A 17,565-nucleotide genomic window follows, 5' to 3' on the forward strand; every position below is an offset into this window, starting at 1 on the left:
TCATGACTGAGACGCCGATGCGTGAGCCGACGTTTCTCGTGCTCACCGCCCTGGCCGAGGAGCCACGCCACGGTTACGCCGTCATCGAGGACGTGGCCGCCATCACCGGCGGGCGGGTGCGCCTGCGGGCCGGCACTCTTTACGCCGCCCTCGACCGGCTGCGCGCCGCGGGCCTGATCGAGGTCGACCGCGAGGAGGTGGTGCAGTCCCGGCTGCGGCGGTACTACCGGCTCACGGCGGCCGGTGAGCGGAGCCTGGCCACCGAGACCGCCCGCCTGCGCAGCCAGGCCACCGTCGCCGAGCGCCGCCTGCAGCTGCGCCGCACACCACTCGGGGGAGCGACCGCATGACCGGTCTGGAGATCCGTTACCGCCGCCTGCTGCGGGCCTACCCGGCCGGCCACCGGGCCGCCTACGAGGAGGAGATGATCGGCGTTCTGATGTCGGGCGCCGAGGAGGGCCGGCGATTCCCCTCCCCGGCCGATGCGTTCGATCTGGTGCGCGCAGGCCTCACGGTCCGTCTCGGCCGGGCTTTCCACACCCGCCGGGGTACGGGCTGGCGCGACGCCGCCGCGGTCACCGCCCTGTTCACCGCCCTGGTGCTGGCCGGTGGCGCCGTCAGCCGTCTGGCGGGCGGGCTGGCGCTGTGGGGCGACGGCGACCCGATGCGTGCCCTCGGCGTCGACGGCCTGATGCTGGCCGACCCGGCGGCGCGCGCGGTGATCTGGCTGCTGGTCGTCGCCGCGGCGGTGCTGGGCCTGCGGCGGACGGCGGTGGCTCTGGCGACCGCCGGAGTGCTGGTGCAGGCCGCTGCGATCCTGCTGTGGTCGGCGGTCACGCCGGTGTGGGCCCTGTTCCTGCTGTGGCAGCTCGGGCTCGCGGTCGTCGTCACCGGACTGTTCGTGGTCTCCGACCGGCCGGTCCGGGCCGTCCTGGGTGGCCGGGGCCTGGCGCTCGTCGCCGCCGGTGTGGTGGTCGCGGCGACGACCGAGGGCTTCGCCCGGTCCGCCGTCGAGGAGCGCCCCTGGTTCGACCCGCGGTTCTTCGACCTGTTCTGGGATTCGGTCCACTACGGACTGCCGGGCCTGATCCTGGTCGCCGCGGCATGGACCGCCGGTCGCCGGGTGCGGGGCCGGATCGCGGTGCTGTCCGCCGTGGTGCTGATGGTCACGTTCGTCCTGAACGCGCTGGACCAGGTGGCGACCGAGTGGCGCATGCTGGGCCCGACGGCGGGCGGTGTCCTGTCCGTCGCGGTGCTGTTGCTGATGCCGCTCGTGGTGTTCGGCGCTGGCGTGCTGGCACTCAGCCTCTGGGAACGTTTGGCCGCTCGGGGCCACGGACATGTAAGGGCCCATGAGTGACCGCTGGTATTCCCAGGCCGTCGTCTACTGCCTCGACATCGACTCGTTCGCCGATTCCGACGGTGACGGCTGCGGGGACATCCGCGGTCTGATCGGCCGGCTCGACTACCTGGCGCGGCTCGGGGTGACCTGCCTCTGGCTGAACCCGATCCACCCGTCGCCGGGCAAGGACGACGGCTACGACGTGTCCGACTTCTACAACGTGGACCCGCGCTTCGGCACGCTTGGCGACTTCGCCGAGTTGTTGCACCAGGCGTCCAACCGCGGCATCAAGGTGATCATCGACCTGGTCGTGAACCACACCTCCGACCAGCACCCGTGGTTCAAGTCGGCCAGGTCGTCGCCCGACTCCCCGTACCGCGACTGGTATGTCTGGAGCGAAAGCGCTCCGGCCGACCGCCACCAGGGCATGGTCTTCCCCGGCGAACAGGCGGAGACCTGGACCTACGACCGCACGGCGAAGCTCTGGTACTACCACCGGTTCTACGACTTCCAGCCGGACCTCAACTTCAAGAACCCGCAGGTCCGGGAAGAGGTCAAGAAGATCTGCGCGTTCTGGCTCCAGCTCGGGGTCGCCGGGTTCCGGATGGACGCGGTGCCGTTCATCATCGAGGAGACCGAGCCGGGCAACCCCAGCTCGCCGATGGACTTCGAGTTCCTCTCCGAACTGCGGCAACACGTCCAATGGCGGCGCGGCGACGCGGTCCTGCTGGCCGAGGCCAATGTGGAGCCCGAGAAGCTGGTCACCTTCTTCGGCGACGACGGGGGCTCCAGCAACCGCATCCACATGCTGTTCGACTTCATGCTCAACGCCCGCCTGGTGCTCGCCCTGGCCCGGCGGGACACCGAGCCGATCATCGACGCGCTGCGCGACTCGCCGAAGCTGCCGGACGGTGGGCAGTGGGCGACCTTCCTGCGCAACCACGACGAGATCGACCTGTCCCGGCTCACCGCCGAGCAGCGCAAGGACGTGTTCGAGAAGTTCGGACCCGAAGAACACATGCAGTCGTACGGCCGGGGCATCCGCCGGCGGCTGGCGCCGATGCTCGGCAACGACCGGCGGCGTGTCGAACTGGCCTACTCGCTGCAGTTCAGCCTGCGGGGCACCCCGGTGCTGCGCTACGGCGAGGAGATCGGGATGGGTGACGACCTCACCCTCGACGGGCGCAACGCCATCCGTACCCCCATGCAATGGTCCCTGCAGCCGAACGGCGGGTTCTCCACCGCCGAGCCGAAAGACCTGGTCCGGCCGGTGATCTCGGGCGGCGAGTTCGGGTTCGAGAAGGTCAACGTGACCCTCCAGCGGCACAACCCGCTGTCGCTGCTGTCCTGGTTCGAGCGCATGATCCGTACGCTCCGGGAGGCACCCGAGATCGGCTGCGGCAGCTGCACCCATGTCGACGTGCCGGCACCCCGCGGAATCCTGGTGCACCGTGCCGACGCCGACACCGGGACCATGCTGTTCGTGCACAACCTCAGCACGAAGGCCGCCGAGGTGGACCTGAGCAGCCTGGCCGCCGAGGCTGACTTCCCGAACGACGTGCTGGCCGACCAGGAGTACCCGGAGCCGGGCAAACTCGACAGCATCAAGGTCGGCGGATACGGATACCGGTGGATCCGGATGCGCAGAACCGCCTGACCCGGATTAGCATCGGCTTCCAGCAGCGTGGATCACCATCGGAGGCCGCAATGTCGCAGTCCGTACCTCGTGTCGCTGTCGTCACCGGAGCCGCTCGCGGCATCGGTGCGGCGGTCGCCCGCAAGCTCGCCGCCGACGGCATGGCCGTCGCGGTGGTGGACCTGGACGAGAAGTCCGGTGCCGACACCGTGGCCGCGATCGAGGCGGCTGGTGGCCGGGCGATCGCCGTCGGTGCCGACGTGTCCGACAAAGCCCAGGTGACGGCGGCCGTCGAACGGACCGTGGCCGAGCTCGGCGCGCCGACCGTCCTGGTGAACAACGCCGGCGTGCTGCGCGACAACCTGCTCTTCAAGATGTCCGAGGACGACTGGGACACCGTGATGGCCGTCCACCTGCGGGGTGCCTTCCTCTTCAGCAAAGCTGTGCAGAAACACATGGTCGACGCCGGGTACGGCCGGATCGTCAGCCTGTCCAGCACGTCCGCGCTCGGCAACCGCGGCCAGGCCAACTACGCCGCCGCCAAGGCGGGTCTGCAGGGCTTCACCAAGACGCTCGCCATCGAGCTCGGCAAGTTCGGCATCACCGCGAACGCGGTCGCGCCCGGCTTCATCGTGACCGACATGACGCGGGCCACCGCGGCCCGCGTCGGGGTCGATTTCGACGATTTCGAGAAGGCGGCGGTGAGTCAGATTCCCGTCGCACGAGCCGGGCGCCCCGAGGACGTCGCCAACACCGTGTCGTTCCTGGTCAGCGAAGGGGCCGGATTCGTGTCCGGTCAGGTCGTGTACGTGGCGGGCGGGCCGAGGGACTGACAAGGTAACGGTTACTGGCAACTTGCTGAGAAGAGTTACAAAGAAATCATGAACCGACGCATGAGTTCCCGGACCGTGTCGCTGACCAGCACCTTCCTCCTGCTGGCCGCGGGCGGCACGGCCGCGTGCGACAACGATGAGTACGTCGACGAGGGCTTCTACTGCGCCGACGCCAACGGAGTGATCGTCGACGAGGACTACTGCGACGACGACGGTGGCGGTGGCGGGGGCGGCGGCTTCTTCATCTGGCACTCGTCGGGTTACCGCAGCGGCTACCCCATCGGGTCGAGACTGCCGGCCGGTGGAAGCAAGTTCGCCTACAACGACGCTGCCTCACGTGCCAAGTTCGGCCTGCCCTCCACGGGTAAGGTCAGCAACGGCACGATCAAGACGAGCGTCGTCGGCAAGGGCGGCAGCGGTTCGCGTTCCTCGGGGGGCTGACATTTGCGGAGGGTTCCGCACGGGCCGGTGCGCGACGGGTGGCGGCTCACCAACTACAGCCTCGGGCTGACGTACAACGACGATGTCCTGCCCGACGGGACGACGTATTCGTACTGGCAGGAGGGGCCGTACTACGACTTCTCCACCGCCGAGATCGAGGAACTCGAGACCGCCGCCACGACCCTGTACGCGATGTGCCTCGAGGCCGGCGACTGGATGGTGCGGCAGTGCCCCCGGCGGACCGTCGAAGGCCGCAGGGAGGGTTACTTCACCTCGATCTGCACCGCCGAGTCGTGCTTCCTGGCCCGCATCGGCATCCCCGAGTACGCCCACGAGCAGATCATCCGGACCTGGTTCGACGGCGACGCGGAAACATGGACGCACCAGGACAAGGACCCGGACGGTCGCCTGCCGATGCAGACACCGGACTACTCGCCGACCGTTTATGGTCGCTTCGACCTCTGGTACAACGGCGCCGGAACCGTCCCGAGACTGCTCGAGTTCAACGCGCAGACGCCCACCTCGCTGATCGAGGCGGCGGTCATCCAATGGCACTGGATGGACCAGACCGGCGTCACCGAGCATCCGTGGCGGCAGTGGAACTCCATCCACGAACGTCTGGTCGGCTGGGAGGACGCCCCCGGCGAACCGGGTGAGCCCGGTGCCTGGCGGCGCAACATCGGCAAGCTGCGTGAGGCCCGGCCCTGGCTCCCGGAGAAACCCAAGATCTTCTTCGCGTACGAGACGTCGGAGACCTCCGGCGAGGACCGGATGAACGTCGCCTACCTGATGGCCACCGCCGAGGAGGCCGGCTTCCCGGTCGAGCTGATCGCGATGAGCCAGATCGGCTGGGACGTCGCCGGTGACCGGGTGCTGTTCGTTCCCGCGCCCGGCCAGGAGCACAAGGCCGAGCCGATCGACGTCATCTTCATGCTCTACCCGTGGGAGTGGTTCTGGCACGAGGAGGGCGGCAAGGCCTTCTTCCGCAACATGGCCGACCCGCAGAAGCACGGCACCGTCTGGATCGAGCCGCCGTACAAAGCGGCTCTGCTCGGCAACAAGGCGCTGCTCCCGGTCCTGTGGAAGCTTTTCGGCGACGACCCCGAACGCGGGAAGTACCTGCTCCCGTCGTACTTCGCCGAATCGTCCGCCGCCGCGACCCTCAAGTCCTACGCGAAGAAGCCCGTCTGGGGCCGTGAGGGCGGCTCGGTCACCCTCGTCCGTGACGGAGTTCCGATCACCGATGTGCCGTCGGAGTACGGCTCGGACGGCCGGTACGTCGTGCAGGAACTGTGCGAGCTGCCGTCGTTCGACGGGCTCGAGGGCACGGTCCACCCGGTTATCGGCGCCTGGCTGATCGACGGCGAACCGGCCGGGATGGGCATCCGGGAGGGCCTCGGGACGGCAGGGCTGATCACCAACAACATGTGCAACTTCGTGCCTCATGTGATCAGTTAGGGCGGCTTGGGAGGTTCGGGGTCTGTGCTTGCTGGCTTCGCTTCGCTCCGCGGCAAAACGCCTCGTCACCGGCGGCGTTTTGCGAGTTGCTCTGTGACTAGGGGTGCACTGGAAAACTACGCGGTTGAACCTTGCGGTGGGCGCGGTTACCCCTTGCTGGGGGGTGGGTTAGCTTGCGGTTGGTTGGTGGCGGTGGATCCACCAGAGGCCTATGAAGGGCAGCACCAAGGGGACGTATCCGTAGCCGCTGCCGAAGTTGGACCAGACTGTGGCGTCGGGGAAGTCTCCCGCGTCGATGACGCTCAGGGTGCCGATCAGCAGGACGCCGACCAGTTCGACGGTGCAGCTGACCAGGGCGATCATGCGGCCGCGCGGGCCGCCGCGGGCCAGGCCGATCGTGGCGGCGATGTAGACCAGGCCGGCCAGTGCGGAGAGCAGGTAGGCCAGTGGCGCTTCGGCAAAGTGGGTGCTGATCTGCACGAGGGCGCGGGCACTCGCGGAGAGGGCGAACACGCCGTAGACGAGCAGCAGGACCCGGCCGGCGCCGGAGCCGAGGGCGGCGTCTCCGGGGCGGGTGGTGGTCTGGTCAGGCACCGGTCACCGACGCGATCTGCTGCAGGCGCAGCACGAGGACGGGCAGGACGAGACAGCCGATGCCGAGGATCAGGTTGCCCCAGCGGGTGGGTTCCATCTTGGCGAGGATCAGCGCGGTCGGAACCAGGCCGGCGGTCGTGATCAGATAGCCGGCGAAGGTGGCGGTGTCGGCGGGGCGGCTGCCGTCGAAGAGACCGGCGACGGCGACCACGACGAGCACGGCGACCAGGACACCGAGGACGCCGGCGGCGGTCAGGTCGATGCGGTCGGGCGCCCGGTCGAGGGCCGTCCGCAACAGGTACCAGACCGCCAGGGCGAGGGCGGCGACGATCGTCGCCGACGACAGGACACCGTTCACCCGGCCAGGTTACTGAGACCCTCGGGGCCTGGTAACTTCCGCCCTGGAGATCAGCAACCGGGATGGTGGGACGATCCAGTGCGCTTCGGACTTTTCGGTACGGGACCTTGGGCTCATCTGGCGCACGCCCCGGCGCTGGCCGCACATTCCGGCGTGGAGTTCACCGGAGTCTGGGGCCGTGACCCGCAGAAGGCCGTCGACCTCGCCGGTCGCTACGGGGTGGCCGCATACTCCGATGTCGACGCCCTGATCGCCGACGTGGACGCGGTCGCGATAGCCCTCCCGCCGGACGTGCAGGCGCCGATCGCGCTGCGGGCGGCCCGCGCCGGGCGGCACCTCGTGCTGGACAAGCCGATCGCCTTGCGTACCGAGGACGCCGAAGAGCTGGCCGCGGCAGCCGCCGACGTGGCCTCGGTGGTGTTCTTCACCCGCCGGTTCACACCCGAGCTGGACGACTTCCTGACCGAGGCGGTGGCGACCGGCGGCTGGAGTGAGGCTCGCGTCGACCACCTCGGCTCGATCTTCGTACCGGACAACCCGTTCGGCGCGTCTCCGTGGCGTCGCGAGCGTGGTGGCCTCTGGGACGTCGGACCGCACGCTCTGGCCCTGGTGCTGCCGGTGCTCGGCCCGGTCACCGAGGTCACCGGTGTCGCGGGCGACCGGGATCTGACCTTTCTGCTGCTCAAGCATGCGGGCGGTGCGGTCAGTCGGCTCACTCTCGCGGTGGACGCCCCGCCGGCGGCGGCCCGTGAGGAGGCGGTCCTCGCCGGGGACGCGGGGCTGCGGACCGTACCGCGCGGCGAATGGGCCCCGGCCGACGCCCTCGGCCGTGCCGTCGACCAGTTGCTCGCGGCGGCCGCGGGTGGTGCCCGGCCGGCCTGTGACGTACGTTTCGGTGCTCAGGTGACGGCGATTCTGGCCGCCGCCAAACGGGCTGTCGCCGAGGGCCGGACGGTCCGGCTGCCGTCCTGAGACCGGTCATGTCGCCCCGGTCGCCTACGCGCGGTGATCGTCGGGGAAGCCGCTCCAGCCGAACTGAGCGCTAACTGGACAGAACCTGCGCGTTACGGATGGACGCATAGTAGCGGGCCGAATACATTTTCGCCTTGTCACGTACACCGGGGCCGAATCGCCCGGCGGTGGCTGTCGCGGGCCCGCGAAGGCTGCCGGGTATGTGTCGGGGTGAGGGGATGCGCTGCATGACCGACCGCATGGCAATGAACTTTTTTCTGCGTGGCGAGGGCTTCGCGGCCCGGCGCCGGCCGATGGACCTGGACGTCCCGGTCCGATGTGGGGACGAAGAGGGTTCAGCGGGTGTGAACCGGCCGGGTGAGCGCGGGGGAGCGCCGGCGTGACCGGGATGTGGGAAGCCGAGCGTGCCGCCTCCGAGGCGGCGCAGGCGCTGGCCGGCCTGGCCGCCCTGCTGCGTGAGGAGAAACCGGCCGACCCCCGTGTGTTGCGGAGCCTGGCCGAGAACGGCGGTGCCGCCGCGGAGCGTGTCGTCGCGTACCTCCGCCGGCGATGTGCCGCCGGGGACGGAGAACTCGCCTCGGTGCCACCACGTCTGGCGCCGTGGCGTGAGTGGGTACCACCGCGTGGTCACCTTTTCGGGACTGCCGATTCCCGCCGTCGGGCCGACGGCGTGCCGCAGCCGCGGCGTTGCGGCGACCCTGGGGAGTGACACCCGTTCAGGTGGCCGTCCGCAAGGTCTCCGACGGTGACTCTCCGAAGCGTTTGCGATAGGCGGACGCGAACCGGCCGAGGTGGGCGAAACCCCATCGGTGGGCCACGTCGGCAACGGTGATCTCCGCCGGGTCGCCGGTCCGCAGAGTCTCGTGCGCCCGGGTGAGCCGGATCTGCTGCAGGTGTGTCATCGGCGCGCTGCCGATGTGCCGGCGGAACCCGGACTGCAGCGAGCGGACGCTCATCCCGGCGATCGCCGCGAGCTCGCCCACGGTGAACGCGTGTTCCGGCTCGTCGCTGATCGCCTCCAGGACCCGCCGGATGGGGCGGGGCGGGCCGCCGGTGGCCGGTGCCACCAACTCGTCGTGGAAGCGGTGCGGAACGCTGAGCAGCAGCCCGCTGAGGACGCTGGCGCACAACTGTTCGGCGATCAGTGGCTGGTAGATCAGGCTGCTCTCGTGTTCCAGCTCGTCACGTAGCAGCCGGATCAGCCGGCCCCAGCTGTGCGCCGGTCCTTCGGTGAGGTCGAAGACCGGTGAGAGGTCGATCGGTCCCTCGACCGGGTGACCGAGCAGCGTGGCCAGCTCCGCCTCGAGCGCCCAGCTCTCGATCCGTACGTCGAGCTCCGCGGTGTTGGGCTCGTGCCGCAGCTGGACCCGGTCGCCGGGCCGGAAGACGAGGGCGGTGGCCGGTGTGGCGGTGATCTCGTGGCCGTCCAGCCGGGCCAGAACACGGCCGGCCGTGGGCAGGGTCACGTGGTACGCGGCCCGGATGGGCAGACTCAGCGTTGCGCTGCGTGCAAACGTGAGATGACCGACCGTGAGCGGTCCCAGCTGGATCACCTCGACGTCCAGCTTGAGGTCACCCTCGGCCGAGACCGGGTGGTAAAAACGATTCAGCACCTCGTGGGCCTGATCACCGTCGACGCTGTCGAAGTAGACGATCTCCGGCGCCGACGTGGCACGCGGTCGGGCGTCAACCATTCCGCCCGGCGCTCCAACGCATACGGTGAGTATTCGGTCAAAGCCCGTCGGCAGTCAACGTGCCCGCCACGCGCTGACCGTTCCAGCACATTCCGGCCATATGAACTACTCTGGCGTTCCGCGCCTACGTGGCGTAACTTGCAGACCAGCGGATTGTTGTAGGAACGCGGGTTCCGGTCGGCGTCCCCCAGCGAACGCCGCTCAGCGCACGACCCTTTCTTTCTCCGGTCGGCGCCACCGTGTCTCGCGGCAAATCGGCGTCGGTTCGAACGGGCTGGACGCCAGGAAGAGGGCAGCTGTGTATCTGCCGATCACGACCCGCCAGCTGGCCGACGGCACCGTCGAGATCGCCCCGAGCGGCGAGATCGATCTGGACAACGCTCACGTCATGCGGGACGCGGTCAATGACGTCCTCACCGGCATGACACCGAGCCGGATCTGTCTGAACCTTCAGCGGGTCATGCTGATCGACAGCATCGGGATCGGCATACTGGTCGCCTGCTTCCACACGGCCGCCGCGAGCGGCGTGAAGCTGGTGGTCAGCCACCCCAGCGCCACGGTCTACCGGCAGCTCTGGGTGTCCGGGCTGGTCGGCCTTCTCGGCTGTGCCGAGCCACCGAGCCCGCGCACCTCGGTGGGCCTGCGCCCGTCCTGAGGACTTTCACCCGACGGGGAAGGCCGGCCGACCGATTCCGACCGGACGGCCCCCCCCGCGGGTCAGTGCAGGGCACTCTCCTGCTTGAGCCGCTCGTCACCGGAGAGGGTGGAGAGCGGCTTCTCCTTTATGAAGACGACCGCGATCACGGCCAGGAACGCGATCGGCGCTCCGACCAGGAACAGGTCGGCGGTGGCCGTACCGTAGATCTCCTTGATCACGGCAAGCACCTGCGGTGGCAGCGTCTCGAGGTCGGGAACCTCGCCGCCACCCGAGGCGGTGGCGCCGAACTTCTCGGTGAACAGCGTGGTCACCCGGTGGGTCAGTACCGCGCCGAGCGCGCTGACCCCGATCGAGCCGCCCATGCTGCGGAAGAACGTCAGCGCCGAGGTGGTGGCGCCGAGTTCGGCCGCGGGCACGTCGTTCTGCGCGGCAAGCACCAGGTTCTGCATGAGTAGGCCGACACCGACGCCGAGAATCGCCATGTACGCCGAGATCACTGGCACGCCGGTGTGCGCATCGATCGTGCTGAGCAGCAGCATGCCGACGGTCATCACGATCGAGCCGGCGACCAGGTACGCCTTCCACTTGCCGAACTTGGTGATCAGCGCGCCGGCCACGGTGGAGGAGATCAGCAGGCCGAAGACCATCGGCAACCCCATCAGGCCGGCGACGGTCGGTGACTTGCCGAGCGAGATCTGGAAGTACTGGGAGAGGAAGACCGTCCCGCCGAACATGGCCACCCCGACCAGCACGCTGGCGACGATCGCCAGGGTGACCGTGCGGTGCCGGAAGATGCCGAGCGGGATGATCGGCTCGGTGGCCCTCGACTCGGCCCAGACCGCCAGCGCGAGGACCACCACACCACCGGTGACCAGCGCGGCGGTCTGCCAGGAGGCCCACTCGAACTTGTCGCCGGCCAGAGTGGACCAGATCAGCAGGGTGCTGACGCCGGTGGTGATCAGGAGCGCGCCGAGCCAGTCGATGCTGACCTCCTTGCGAACCACCGGCAGGTGCAGGGTTCTCTGCAGCAGCGCGATCGCGATCAGGCTGAACGGCACGCCGATCAGGAAGCACCAGCGCCAGCCGAGCCACGGGGTGTCCACCAGGACCCCGCCGATCAGCGGGCCGGCGATGGTGGCCACACCGAAGACGGCGCCGAACATGCCGGAGTAACGGCCCAGCTCCCGCGGCGGGATCATGGCGGCCATCACGATCATCGCGAGCGCGGTCATGCCGCCCGCTCCGACGCCCTGGATGATCCGGCTGACCAGCAGCACCTCGACGTTCGGAGTGAAGCCGGCGATCAGCGAGCCGACGACGAACAGGCCGAGCGAGAGCTGGATCAGCAGCTTCTTGCTGTAGAGATCGGCCATCTTGCCCCAGAGCGGGACGGTGGCCGTCATGGCGAGCAGCTCGGTCGTGACGATCCAGGTGTAGACGGACTGGCTGCCGTCGAGGTCGGCGATGATCCGGGGCAGCGCGTTGGCGACGACGGTGGAGGCCAGGATGCTCACGAACATGCCGAGCATCAGGCCGGAGAGAGCCTGCACCACTTCGCGGGGGGACATCCGCCCGCTGGTCCCGGCTATTTCAGGTTCTACGGCGGTCATCGACTTCTTTCAGATGGTGGAAGGCTTCCCGAACGTGTTCGGTCAGCGGGCGGGAGTCGCCACACTCGGCCCAGCGGACGACGGCGACCCGGACCGCGGCGTTGACCACCGCGGCCATGACCTGCGGGCGGACATGGTCCGGCGCGAGACCGGTCTGCTCAGCGATCGCCTGTGCGAGCCGCTGCTCGGCTGAGGCGGCAGCCGCGATGAGCAGCGGGATGAGCTGCTGGTTGGCGGCGATCACCCGCATCCGCAGCAGCCACAGGTCGCGGTCGTGCTCGATCTGCTCGAAGGCCGGCGCCAGAGCGTCGAGCAGGGCCTCCAGCAGCGGCAGATCCTTGAGGACGGGCGCGGGGCAGTCCTCGAGCGGGTCGCCGACGAGGGCGTGCTCCTTGGTGGCGAAGTAGTTGAAGAACGTCCGCGGGGACACCTCCGCGGCCGCGCTGATCTCGTCGACGGTCACCCGGTCCACGCCGCGCTCGTCGGCGAGGCGTAGCGCGGCGGTGATCAGGGCCAGGCGGGTCTGCCTGCGCTTGATCTCCCGCCGGCCGGGCATGGGTTCGGTCTCCGGGCGCACCCGGAGAGGTTAGAACCAAACTTGCAGTTTCTGCAAAATTATTAGTCGTTGAGCTGAGCCCGCTCGATCTCGGCGAGCGCGGACGTCCACCAGGGCGCGACCGGGCGGTCCGCCAGCAGGTCGGCAAGCAGCACGGCGGTGTTGCGGGCCAGCGTGTCCGGCTTCGGGGCCGGCGAGCCGTCCTCCTCGAGCACGCCGAGCGCCCCGGCCAGCAGCCAGAGCAGCACCTGCGGGTCGGTGTCCGGCCACGATCGGACCGCGCTTGCCAGGACGTTGCGCACGTCGTCGGCGGTCAGGCCGTCCGGGTGACCGTCCTCCAGCAGCAACCGGACCGTGGTGCCCAGGACCAGACCGGTCTGCGCCGGGTCGAGGGCGGCCAGGCCGGCGACCGCGTCGTCGAGGGCCTCGGTGTCCCCGGCGCGGACCGCCGCGATCGCGGTGGTGGCCGCGGCGGCGATCGGGCGGGCCGGTGCGGGCAGGTGCCGCCAGTTCTCGGTCATGGAGGCGACCCTAAGCCCGCCCGCACATACGACGAAGATCGGCCCGGGAATCGACGCCGAAGGTGAACGTGAATCAATTCGAGTGATGTTCGGATGTGCGAATCGGCGAGCATTTCGGCAGACTGCGTCGCGTGGAGGCGGAGCGGAAACTCGGCGGCCGGTACCGGTTGGAGAACGAACTCGGCCGGGGCGGCATGGCGGTCGTCTGGCGCGCCCTGGACGAGGTGCTGAATCGTCCGGTCGCGGTCAAGGTGCTGGCCGGGCGCTTTGCCGGAGACGACCGGTTCCGGGCCCGGATCCTGCACGAGGCGCGATCGGCGGCCACCCTCTCGCACCCGAACATCGCACAGATCTACGATTTCGGGGAATCCGAGGAGAATGGGCGGCCCGTCCCGTACGTGGTCATGGAATTGATCAATGGGCCGACCCTGCAGCAACGTGTCTCGCGAGGCCGGATCCCGCCGCGGACGATTTTCCGGATCTGTGGCGAGGTGGCCACCGCCCTGGCCGTCGCGCACGACGACGGGCTCGTGCACCGCGACATCAAACTTGCCAACATCATGGTCACCCCGGGCGGCGCCAAGGTCGTCGACTTCGGCATCGCCGCCGTCGCCGGGCCCGCCTCACCCGAGGACGCACTGCTCGGCACCCCGGCCTACCTCGCGCCGGAACGGCTCACCGGCGGCGCCATCGAACCGGCCTCCGACGTCTACGCGCTCGGCGTGCTGCTCTACCGGCTCCTCGCCGGGACCGCGCCGTGGAGTGTGGAGACCACCACCCAGATGCTCTCGGCACACGTCTACCAGGAGCCGAATCCGCTGCCCGACCTGCCCGGCGTACCCGAGGAGATCATCGACCTGGTCACCCGGTGCCTGGCCAAGGACCCGGCCGCCCGGCCCGTCGCGGCGGAGGTGGCGGGCCTGCTGGGCGACGCGGCCGAGGCCGCGGGGGTCACCGGACCGGATCCGGTACGGCCGGAAACACCCGGATCCGCCGCATACGAGGAGGACACCCGGCAGGCGACCGGCTCCGTGCCGGAGTGGACCCCGATCGTGGCGGAACCGGGCCGGGCGGCCGGCGCTGCCGCGGCGCGCGTGGCCGTACCGTCCCGGTGGAGGAAGGCCCGGCTGCTTGCCGGGGCCGCCGTGGCAACCCTGCTCGCGGCCGTGCCGTTCGCCCTGACCTCCGGAGACGGTGACGCGGCCGGGGACCTGGGCGCCGCCCCGCCCGCCGCGTCACCGAAAGTGACCCGAAGCGTGGCCGAGCCCGCCGTCGGCCGCCCTGCCGAGTCGACAAGCCGGCCCGACCGTATCCCCGCGATCAGCTCGGACGCCGGGGATACGGGGACCGGCGCGCCGCTGGCCCCCGGTGGATCGGCGTCAGCCTCGGACCGTGGACCTCGACCGAGCGTGACCGTATCCGCTTCTCCGTCCGGATCAGCGGCTCCGGCGGAGGGCACCCTGCTGGAATCGGCGGGTGGGACGGTACTCGCCCGGTGTGTGCCCGCCGGAACCGAACTGCTCGCCTGGGAACCGCGGCCCGGCTTCACCGTGGAACGGGCCGACCGAGGTCCCGCTTTCACTGCGGTGGTGGTGTTCGCCGGCGACCTGACGCGCTACCGGATGACCGTGACCTGCGTGGGCGGCCGGCCGTCCGCCGTGGTCCTGCCGTTGTAGGGAGCGTTGGGCCCGCCGTTGCAGGGAACGGTCCGTCCGCTCGATGCCGGGGAGCGCCGGATGTCCGACTAAACTGCGGCGGCACGCTGCGAAGGGACATCGATGACGGCGAACGCACCCGACGACTGGCTTGCCCGATTCCGGGCCGCGATCCGCCGCACCCCTCCGCCGCCGAACGAGCCCGCCCCGGTGCCGCCGGCCGACGGCGAACTGGCCGCCGACCCCGGCTTCCGGGACGCTCCCGAGAACATCGACGTACCCGCGACCGTCACGGCGGAACGGGTCGAGGTACCCGGCCGGCCCGGAGTGAGCGGCCTGAGCGTGACCGGCGCCGGCGCGGACTCCGGGATCGCGCCGCCCGCCCGGCCGCTGCGGCCCGGTGTCACCTACCGTGCGGAGGTTTCGGTCCACCTGGCCGAGCCGCTGAACGCGCCGATCCTGCGCGTGATCCCGGAATGGGTCGTCGACGAGCCGGCGGACCGTGCGGCGATCCGGTCGATGCCGGCCCGCAACGAATACGGCCACCATCGGATCAGCCTGACCTTCACGGTTCCGGCCGGGGCCCGCGACGCCCTGGTCCGGCTGCACTCCGGCGAGGGCACCGCCATCTGGTACGACTACTCGCTCACCACAGTCGTCACCCCCGCCGAGACCGTCCGCCCCGAGGATGACGACCCTCTGGCGGCCGGCCGGGCCGCTCTTGCCGCGGGCGACGTCCCGACGGCCGTCAAGGCGCTGCGCCAGGTGGTCAAGGCCGGTGACCCGGACGGTGAGGCCGCCTGGGAACTGGGCCGGATCGAGCTTGCCGAACAGCGCTGGGCAGCCGCCGAGCAACTGCTGCGCGGTGCCGTGGCGAAACAGCCGGAGGCCTACGAACGCGGGTACGCCCTGGCGCTGGCCTACGACCGGCTCAAACGCCGCGACGACAGCCGCCGGGCGTCCGCCGCGGCCCTGATCCACGACACCAAACTGCCGTTCGACGGCGCCGCCCTGCTGGACTCCGACGTCACGTCGTTCGGAGCCCGGCGGGAGGTCGGCATCTTCCTCGCCGAGCACCTCCCGCAGATCCGCACCCAGGCCGGACAGCGCCTGGCGCGGCCCGTCCACAGCACCTTCGACCAGCCGATCTTCGTCTACTGGGCGCAGGGCTTCGAGGTCGCGCCGCCGGTGGTCCGGGCGTGCCTGGCCGCACTCAAGGCGACCAACCCGGACTCCCGGGTGCACGAACTGTCACTGGCCACCATCGGCAACTACGTCGACATGCCGGAGGACCTGGTGGCTTCGCTCGCGGGCGATCACTACCACTTCTCCGACCTGCTGCGGATGCTGCTCCTGGAGAAGTTCGGCGGCATCTGGGTGGACGCCACCTGCCTCGTCACCGAGCCGCTGCGCTCGCACGTCGACCGGGCGCTGGCCAGGGGCAGCGTTTTCGCGTTCAACTACACCGGCCCGTACCTGGTCAACTGGTTCCTGGCGAGCCGCCCCGACAGTTACGTCATGCACCTGTGGCGGGCCGCGTCGTTCCTGTGGTGGGAGAAACGCGGCGAGATCGTCGACTTCCTCCTGCATCACCACATCTTCGAGATGCTGCACCGGCTCGACGACCGCTTCCGCGCCGAATGGGACGCCGGTCTGCGCCTCAACGCGACGCCCCCGCATGCCCTCCAGTCGGTGCTGCTCAAGCCGTACGAGCCGGAGATGTTCCAGACGATCATGGAGAGCTCGTTCGTCCACAAGCTGCGCCACAGTCTCCCGGCCGACCCCCCGGACAGCGAGTCCTACCTGTCCCGGATCATCCGCGGAGACCACTGACCCGCCGCCCACCACCCGCCGCCGCGCCCGCCCGAACAGCCACCGCCCGCCGGAACACCCGCCGCAAGCCGCAACATCCGCCGGACAGCCGGCGCGGCGCCACGACCGGGCGATCAGGACCTGCTCATCCGGCCGGACCTGCGCCGACGCCACCCAAACAACCTGTGACGCGGATCAGGCTCCAGTCCACCCCGCAGCGTCCCGGACCGGCTCGTGTGGTGGCCCGCGGTGCGCATGGGGCCGCACATCACCGCGCAACGTCCCGGACGGGCTTGGGTGGTGATCTGGAGTGCGGATCGACCCGCACATCACCACACGACAAAGCGCGCGAGAGCCCAGAATGGCGAAACGCGACTCCCGAATAGCGCACAAACGCTTTCCAAAAAGCCCACCCACCGGAACCGCACAGCGAACCAGGTCCCCGTAATGCGGGGGCACGGGGGCTCGGCCCCAAGCGGATAAAGAAAACAAGCGACCCAGGTCCGCGCTTTCTGCGGACGGGTCGCTCCCAAAGCTTGTGCCCCCGGCAGGATTCGAACCTGCGCTTTCGCCTCCGGAGGGCGACGCTCTATCCCCTGAGCTACGGGGGCTCAGTGGTTAGTAGCCTAGCAGGTGCTTCCGTGGCGGGGCCAATCGGTATGACGGCGCGCCCTCGCCGCAGGTGAGGCTGCGATTCGAGTGACGAACGGGCCCGGCAGTCATCGACTGCCGGGCCCGTTGCGTCCGTGTTCGATCGGCTCAGGAGGCCTGCACCTGACTGAGCAGGTCCGTCATGGCGGTGATCTCGTACTGCTGCGATTCCATGATGGTTTTCGCGATGCCGGTCACATTCTCGTTGTCCGACATCTTGAGAATCTCCTGCGCCATGTGGATTCCGCCGAGGTGGTGCTGACGCATCAGCGTCAGGTAGAGGATGTCCGCCTGTTTGCCCTCGGCTTTGCGCAGTTCCTCCATCTGCTGCTGGGTGGCCATGCCGGGCATGAGGCCGTCCTGCATAGAGGCCTGACCGTTGGGCATCCAGGCCATCGGGGGCTCGGTGCCGTTCGGGTTGAGTCCCCATTCGCGTAGCCACGTCTGCATGATGTTGACCTGGCCGTGCTGGGTGAGGGCGGTGTCCAGGCCCATCGACCGGACCTCGGCGTTGGTGGCCTTCGGGTACACGATCGAGCCCATGTCGACAGCCTGGGCGTGGTGCGTCGCCATGTCCCGGAGGAAGCCGGCTTCCGCCGAGTCGTCGGCCGGGTGGTCGGGCGACGCGATGTTCAGCCCGGCGGCCAGCCCGGCCCCCACTCCGACGAGGAGAATCAGCAGGGCCAGCAGCACCCGCATGACGAGGCCGGAGCCACGGCGTTCAGGAGCTCCGAGATCCTCGGCCTCGTCGGTCGGCACGGTCGATTGCACTTT

Annotated in this window: 18 protein-coding genes and 1 tRNA gene; 11 read left to right on the top strand and 8 right to left on the bottom strand. The window is 69.6% G+C overall.

Going from position 1 to position 17,565, the window contains the following annotated elements:
• Positions 1 to 2: 2 nt before the first annotated feature.
• The 6 genes from AB0G04_RS03445 to AB0G04_RS03470 are packed head-to-tail and all read left to right on the top strand — an operon-like array spanning position 3 to position 5,710.
• Complete coding sequence (locus tag AB0G04_RS03445; RefSeq protein WP_360975577.1) at positions 3 to 350, top strand: PadR family transcriptional regulator; 348 nt, start codon at positions 3 to 5, stop codon at positions 348 to 350.
• Positions 347 to 1,360, top strand: coding sequence for a hypothetical protein (locus AB0G04_RS03450; protein ID WP_360975580.1), 1,014 nt, complete (start codon positions 347 to 349; stop codon positions 1,358 to 1,360). The genes AB0G04_RS03445 and AB0G04_RS03450 overlap by 4 nt, the downstream gene beginning before the upstream one ends.
• A complete protein-coding gene (locus tag AB0G04_RS03455; RefSeq protein WP_360975583.1) occupies positions 1,353 to 2,999 on the top strand; it encodes an alpha-amylase family protein in 1,647 nt (548 codons plus the stop codon). Before AB0G04_RS03450 ends, AB0G04_RS03455 begins: the two co-directional genes overlap by 8 nt.
• A 50-nt stretch (positions 3,000 to 3,049) precedes the next feature.
• On the top strand, positions 3,050 to 3,811 hold the full coding sequence (gene fabG, locus AB0G04_RS03460) for a 3-oxoacyl-ACP reductase FabG (protein WP_360975586.1): 762 nt from the start codon (positions 3,050 to 3,052) through the stop codon (positions 3,809 to 3,811).
• A 48-nt stretch (positions 3,812 to 3,859) separates the two neighbouring features.
• Positions 3,860 to 4,252, top strand: a complete 393-nt coding sequence (locus AB0G04_RS03465) for a hypothetical protein (protein WP_360975589.1) — start codon at positions 3,860 to 3,862, stop codon at positions 4,250 to 4,252.
• Between the two features lie 27 nt (positions 4,253 to 4,279).
• Entirely contained in the window at positions 4,280 to 5,710 is a 1,431-nt protein-coding gene (locus AB0G04_RS03470; RefSeq protein ID WP_360975592.1) for a glutathionylspermidine synthase family protein, read from the top strand.
• 168 nt (positions 5,711 to 5,878) lie between these two features.
• On the opposite strand, the gene AB0G04_RS03475 is transcribed toward AB0G04_RS03470, so the two are convergent.
• Entirely contained in the window at positions 5,879 to 6,304 is a 426-nt protein-coding gene (locus AB0G04_RS03475) for a hypothetical protein (RefSeq protein WP_360975595.1), read from the bottom strand.
• The gene (locus AB0G04_RS03480) at positions 6,297 to 6,662 is read right to left on the bottom strand and encodes a hypothetical protein (RefSeq protein WP_360975598.1); all 366 of its coding nucleotides are present in this window, start codon (positions 6,660 to 6,662) and stop codon (positions 6,297 to 6,299) included. The genes AB0G04_RS03475 and AB0G04_RS03480 overlap by 8 nt, the downstream gene beginning before the upstream one ends.
• Positions 6,663 to 6,740: 78 nt before the next feature.
• On the opposite strand from AB0G04_RS03480, the gene AB0G04_RS03485 reads away from it, so the two are divergent.
• Positions 6,741 to 7,634, top strand: a complete 894-nt coding sequence (locus AB0G04_RS03485; RefSeq protein ID WP_360975601.1) for a Gfo/Idh/MocA family oxidoreductase — start codon at positions 6,741 to 6,743, stop codon at positions 7,632 to 7,634.
• 388 nt (positions 7,635 to 8,022) lie between these two features.
• Positions 8,023 to 8,343: a hypothetical protein gene (locus AB0G04_RS03490; RefSeq protein ID WP_360976258.1), complete on the top strand. Its 321-nt coding sequence runs from the start codon at positions 8,023 to 8,025 to the stop codon at positions 8,341 to 8,343.
• Between the two features lie 7 nt (positions 8,344 to 8,350).
• Here the strand turns inward: AB0G04_RS03490 and AB0G04_RS03495 are convergent, their stop codons facing one another.
• Positions 8,351 to 9,328, bottom strand: a complete 978-nt coding sequence (locus tag AB0G04_RS03495) for an AraC family transcriptional regulator (RefSeq protein WP_360975604.1) — start codon at positions 9,326 to 9,328, stop codon at positions 8,351 to 8,353.
• A 298-nt stretch (positions 9,329 to 9,626) separates the two neighbouring features.
• Here AB0G04_RS03495 and AB0G04_RS03500 point away from each other — a divergent pair, with 298 nt between their 5' ends.
• On the top strand, positions 9,627 to 9,983 hold the full coding sequence (locus AB0G04_RS03500; protein ID WP_360975607.1) for an STAS domain-containing protein: 357 nt from the start codon (positions 9,627 to 9,629) through the stop codon (positions 9,981 to 9,983).
• Positions 9,984 to 10,045: 62 nt separating this feature from the next.
• Here the strand turns inward: AB0G04_RS03500 and AB0G04_RS03505 are convergent, their stop codons facing one another.
• From AB0G04_RS03505 to AB0G04_RS03515, 3 genes are read right to left on the bottom strand one after another with little or no spacing between them, the layout of a single operon-like run.
• A complete protein-coding gene (locus AB0G04_RS03505; protein ID WP_360975610.1) occupies positions 10,046 to 11,554 on the bottom strand; it encodes an MDR family MFS transporter in 1,509 nt (502 codons plus the stop codon).
• A gap of 22 nt (positions 11,555 to 11,576) precedes the next feature.
• Positions 11,577 to 12,173, bottom strand: coding sequence for a helix-turn-helix domain-containing protein (locus AB0G04_RS03510; RefSeq protein WP_360975613.1), 597 nt, complete (start codon positions 12,171 to 12,173; stop codon positions 11,577 to 11,579).
• A 41-nt stretch (positions 12,174 to 12,214) separates the two neighbouring features.
• Complete coding sequence (locus tag AB0G04_RS03515; protein WP_360975616.1) at positions 12,215 to 12,673, bottom strand: hypothetical protein; 459 nt, start codon at positions 12,671 to 12,673, stop codon at positions 12,215 to 12,217.
• A gap of 131 nt (positions 12,674 to 12,804) precedes the next feature.
• Between AB0G04_RS03515 and AB0G04_RS03520 the strand changes: the two genes are divergently transcribed.
• Complete coding sequence (locus tag AB0G04_RS03520; RefSeq protein WP_360975619.1) at positions 12,805 to 14,349, top strand: protein kinase; 1,545 nt, start codon at positions 12,805 to 12,807, stop codon at positions 14,347 to 14,349.
• Between the two features lie 102 nt (positions 14,350 to 14,451).
• Positions 14,452 to 16,161 carry a capsular polysaccharide synthesis protein gene (locus AB0G04_RS03525; protein WP_360975622.1) on the top strand — a complete coding sequence of 570 codons (1,710 nt, stop codon included), beginning with the start codon at positions 14,452 to 14,454 and terminating at the stop codon, positions 16,159 to 16,161.
• Positions 16,162 to 16,679: 518 nt separating this feature from the next.
• On the opposite strand, the gene AB0G04_RS03530 is transcribed toward AB0G04_RS03525, so the two are convergent.
• Both AB0G04_RS03530 and AB0G04_RS03535 read right to left on the bottom strand, forming a co-directional pair.
• A tRNA-Arg gene (locus AB0G04_RS03530) sits at positions 16,680 to 16,751 on the bottom strand.
• 148 nt (positions 16,752 to 16,899) lie between these two features.
• On the bottom strand, positions 16,900 to 17,550 hold the full coding sequence (locus tag AB0G04_RS03535; RefSeq protein ID WP_360975625.1) for a DUF305 domain-containing protein: 651 nt from the start codon (positions 17,548 to 17,550) through the stop codon (positions 16,900 to 16,902).
• Between the last annotated feature and the right edge of the window lie 15 nt (positions 17,551 to 17,565).

The sequence above is a fragment of the Actinoplanes sp. NPDC023801 genome (genome assembly GCF_040639655.1).
Classification (GTDB): Bacteria; Actinomycetota; Actinomycetes; order Mycobacteriales; family Micromonosporaceae; genus Actinoplanes.

Excerpts from the sequence above, each read along its gene's own strand:
- AB0G04_RS03490 (WP_360976258.1), top strand. The coding sequence starts at position 8,023 with ATGTGGGAAGCCGAGCGTGCCGCCTCCGAGGCGGCGCAGGCGCTGGCC.
- AB0G04_RS03455 (WP_360975583.1), top strand. The coding sequence starts at position 1,353 with ATGAGTGACCGCTGGTATTCCCAGGCCGTCGTCTACTGCCTCGACATC.
- AB0G04_RS03465 (WP_360975589.1), top strand. The coding sequence starts at position 3,860 with ATGAACCGACGCATGAGTTCCCGGACCGTGTCGCTGACCAGCACCTTC.
- fabG (WP_360975586.1), top strand. The coding sequence starts at position 3,050 with ATGTCGCAGTCCGTACCTCGTGTCGCTGTCGTCACCGGAGCCGCTCGC.
- AB0G04_RS03505 (WP_360975610.1), bottom strand. The coding sequence starts at position 11,554 with ATGTCCCCCCGCGAAGTGGTGCAGGCTCTCTCCGGCCTGATGCTCGGC.
- AB0G04_RS03445 (WP_360975577.1), top strand. The coding sequence starts at position 3 with ATGACTGAGACGCCGATGCGTGAGCCGACGTTTCTCGTGCTCACCGCC.
- AB0G04_RS03495 (WP_360975604.1), bottom strand. The coding sequence starts at position 9,328 with ATGGTTGACGCCCGACCGCGTGCCACGTCGGCGCCGGAGATCGTCTAC.
- AB0G04_RS03515 (WP_360975616.1), bottom strand. The coding sequence starts at position 12,673 with ATGACCGAGAACTGGCGGCACCTGCCCGCACCGGCCCGCCCGATCGCC.
- AB0G04_RS03450 (WP_360975580.1), top strand. The coding sequence starts at position 347 with ATGACCGGTCTGGAGATCCGTTACCGCCGCCTGCTGCGGGCCTACCCG.
- AB0G04_RS03525 (WP_360975622.1), top strand. The coding sequence starts at position 14,452 with ATGACGGCGAACGCACCCGACGACTGGCTTGCCCGATTCCGGGCCGCG.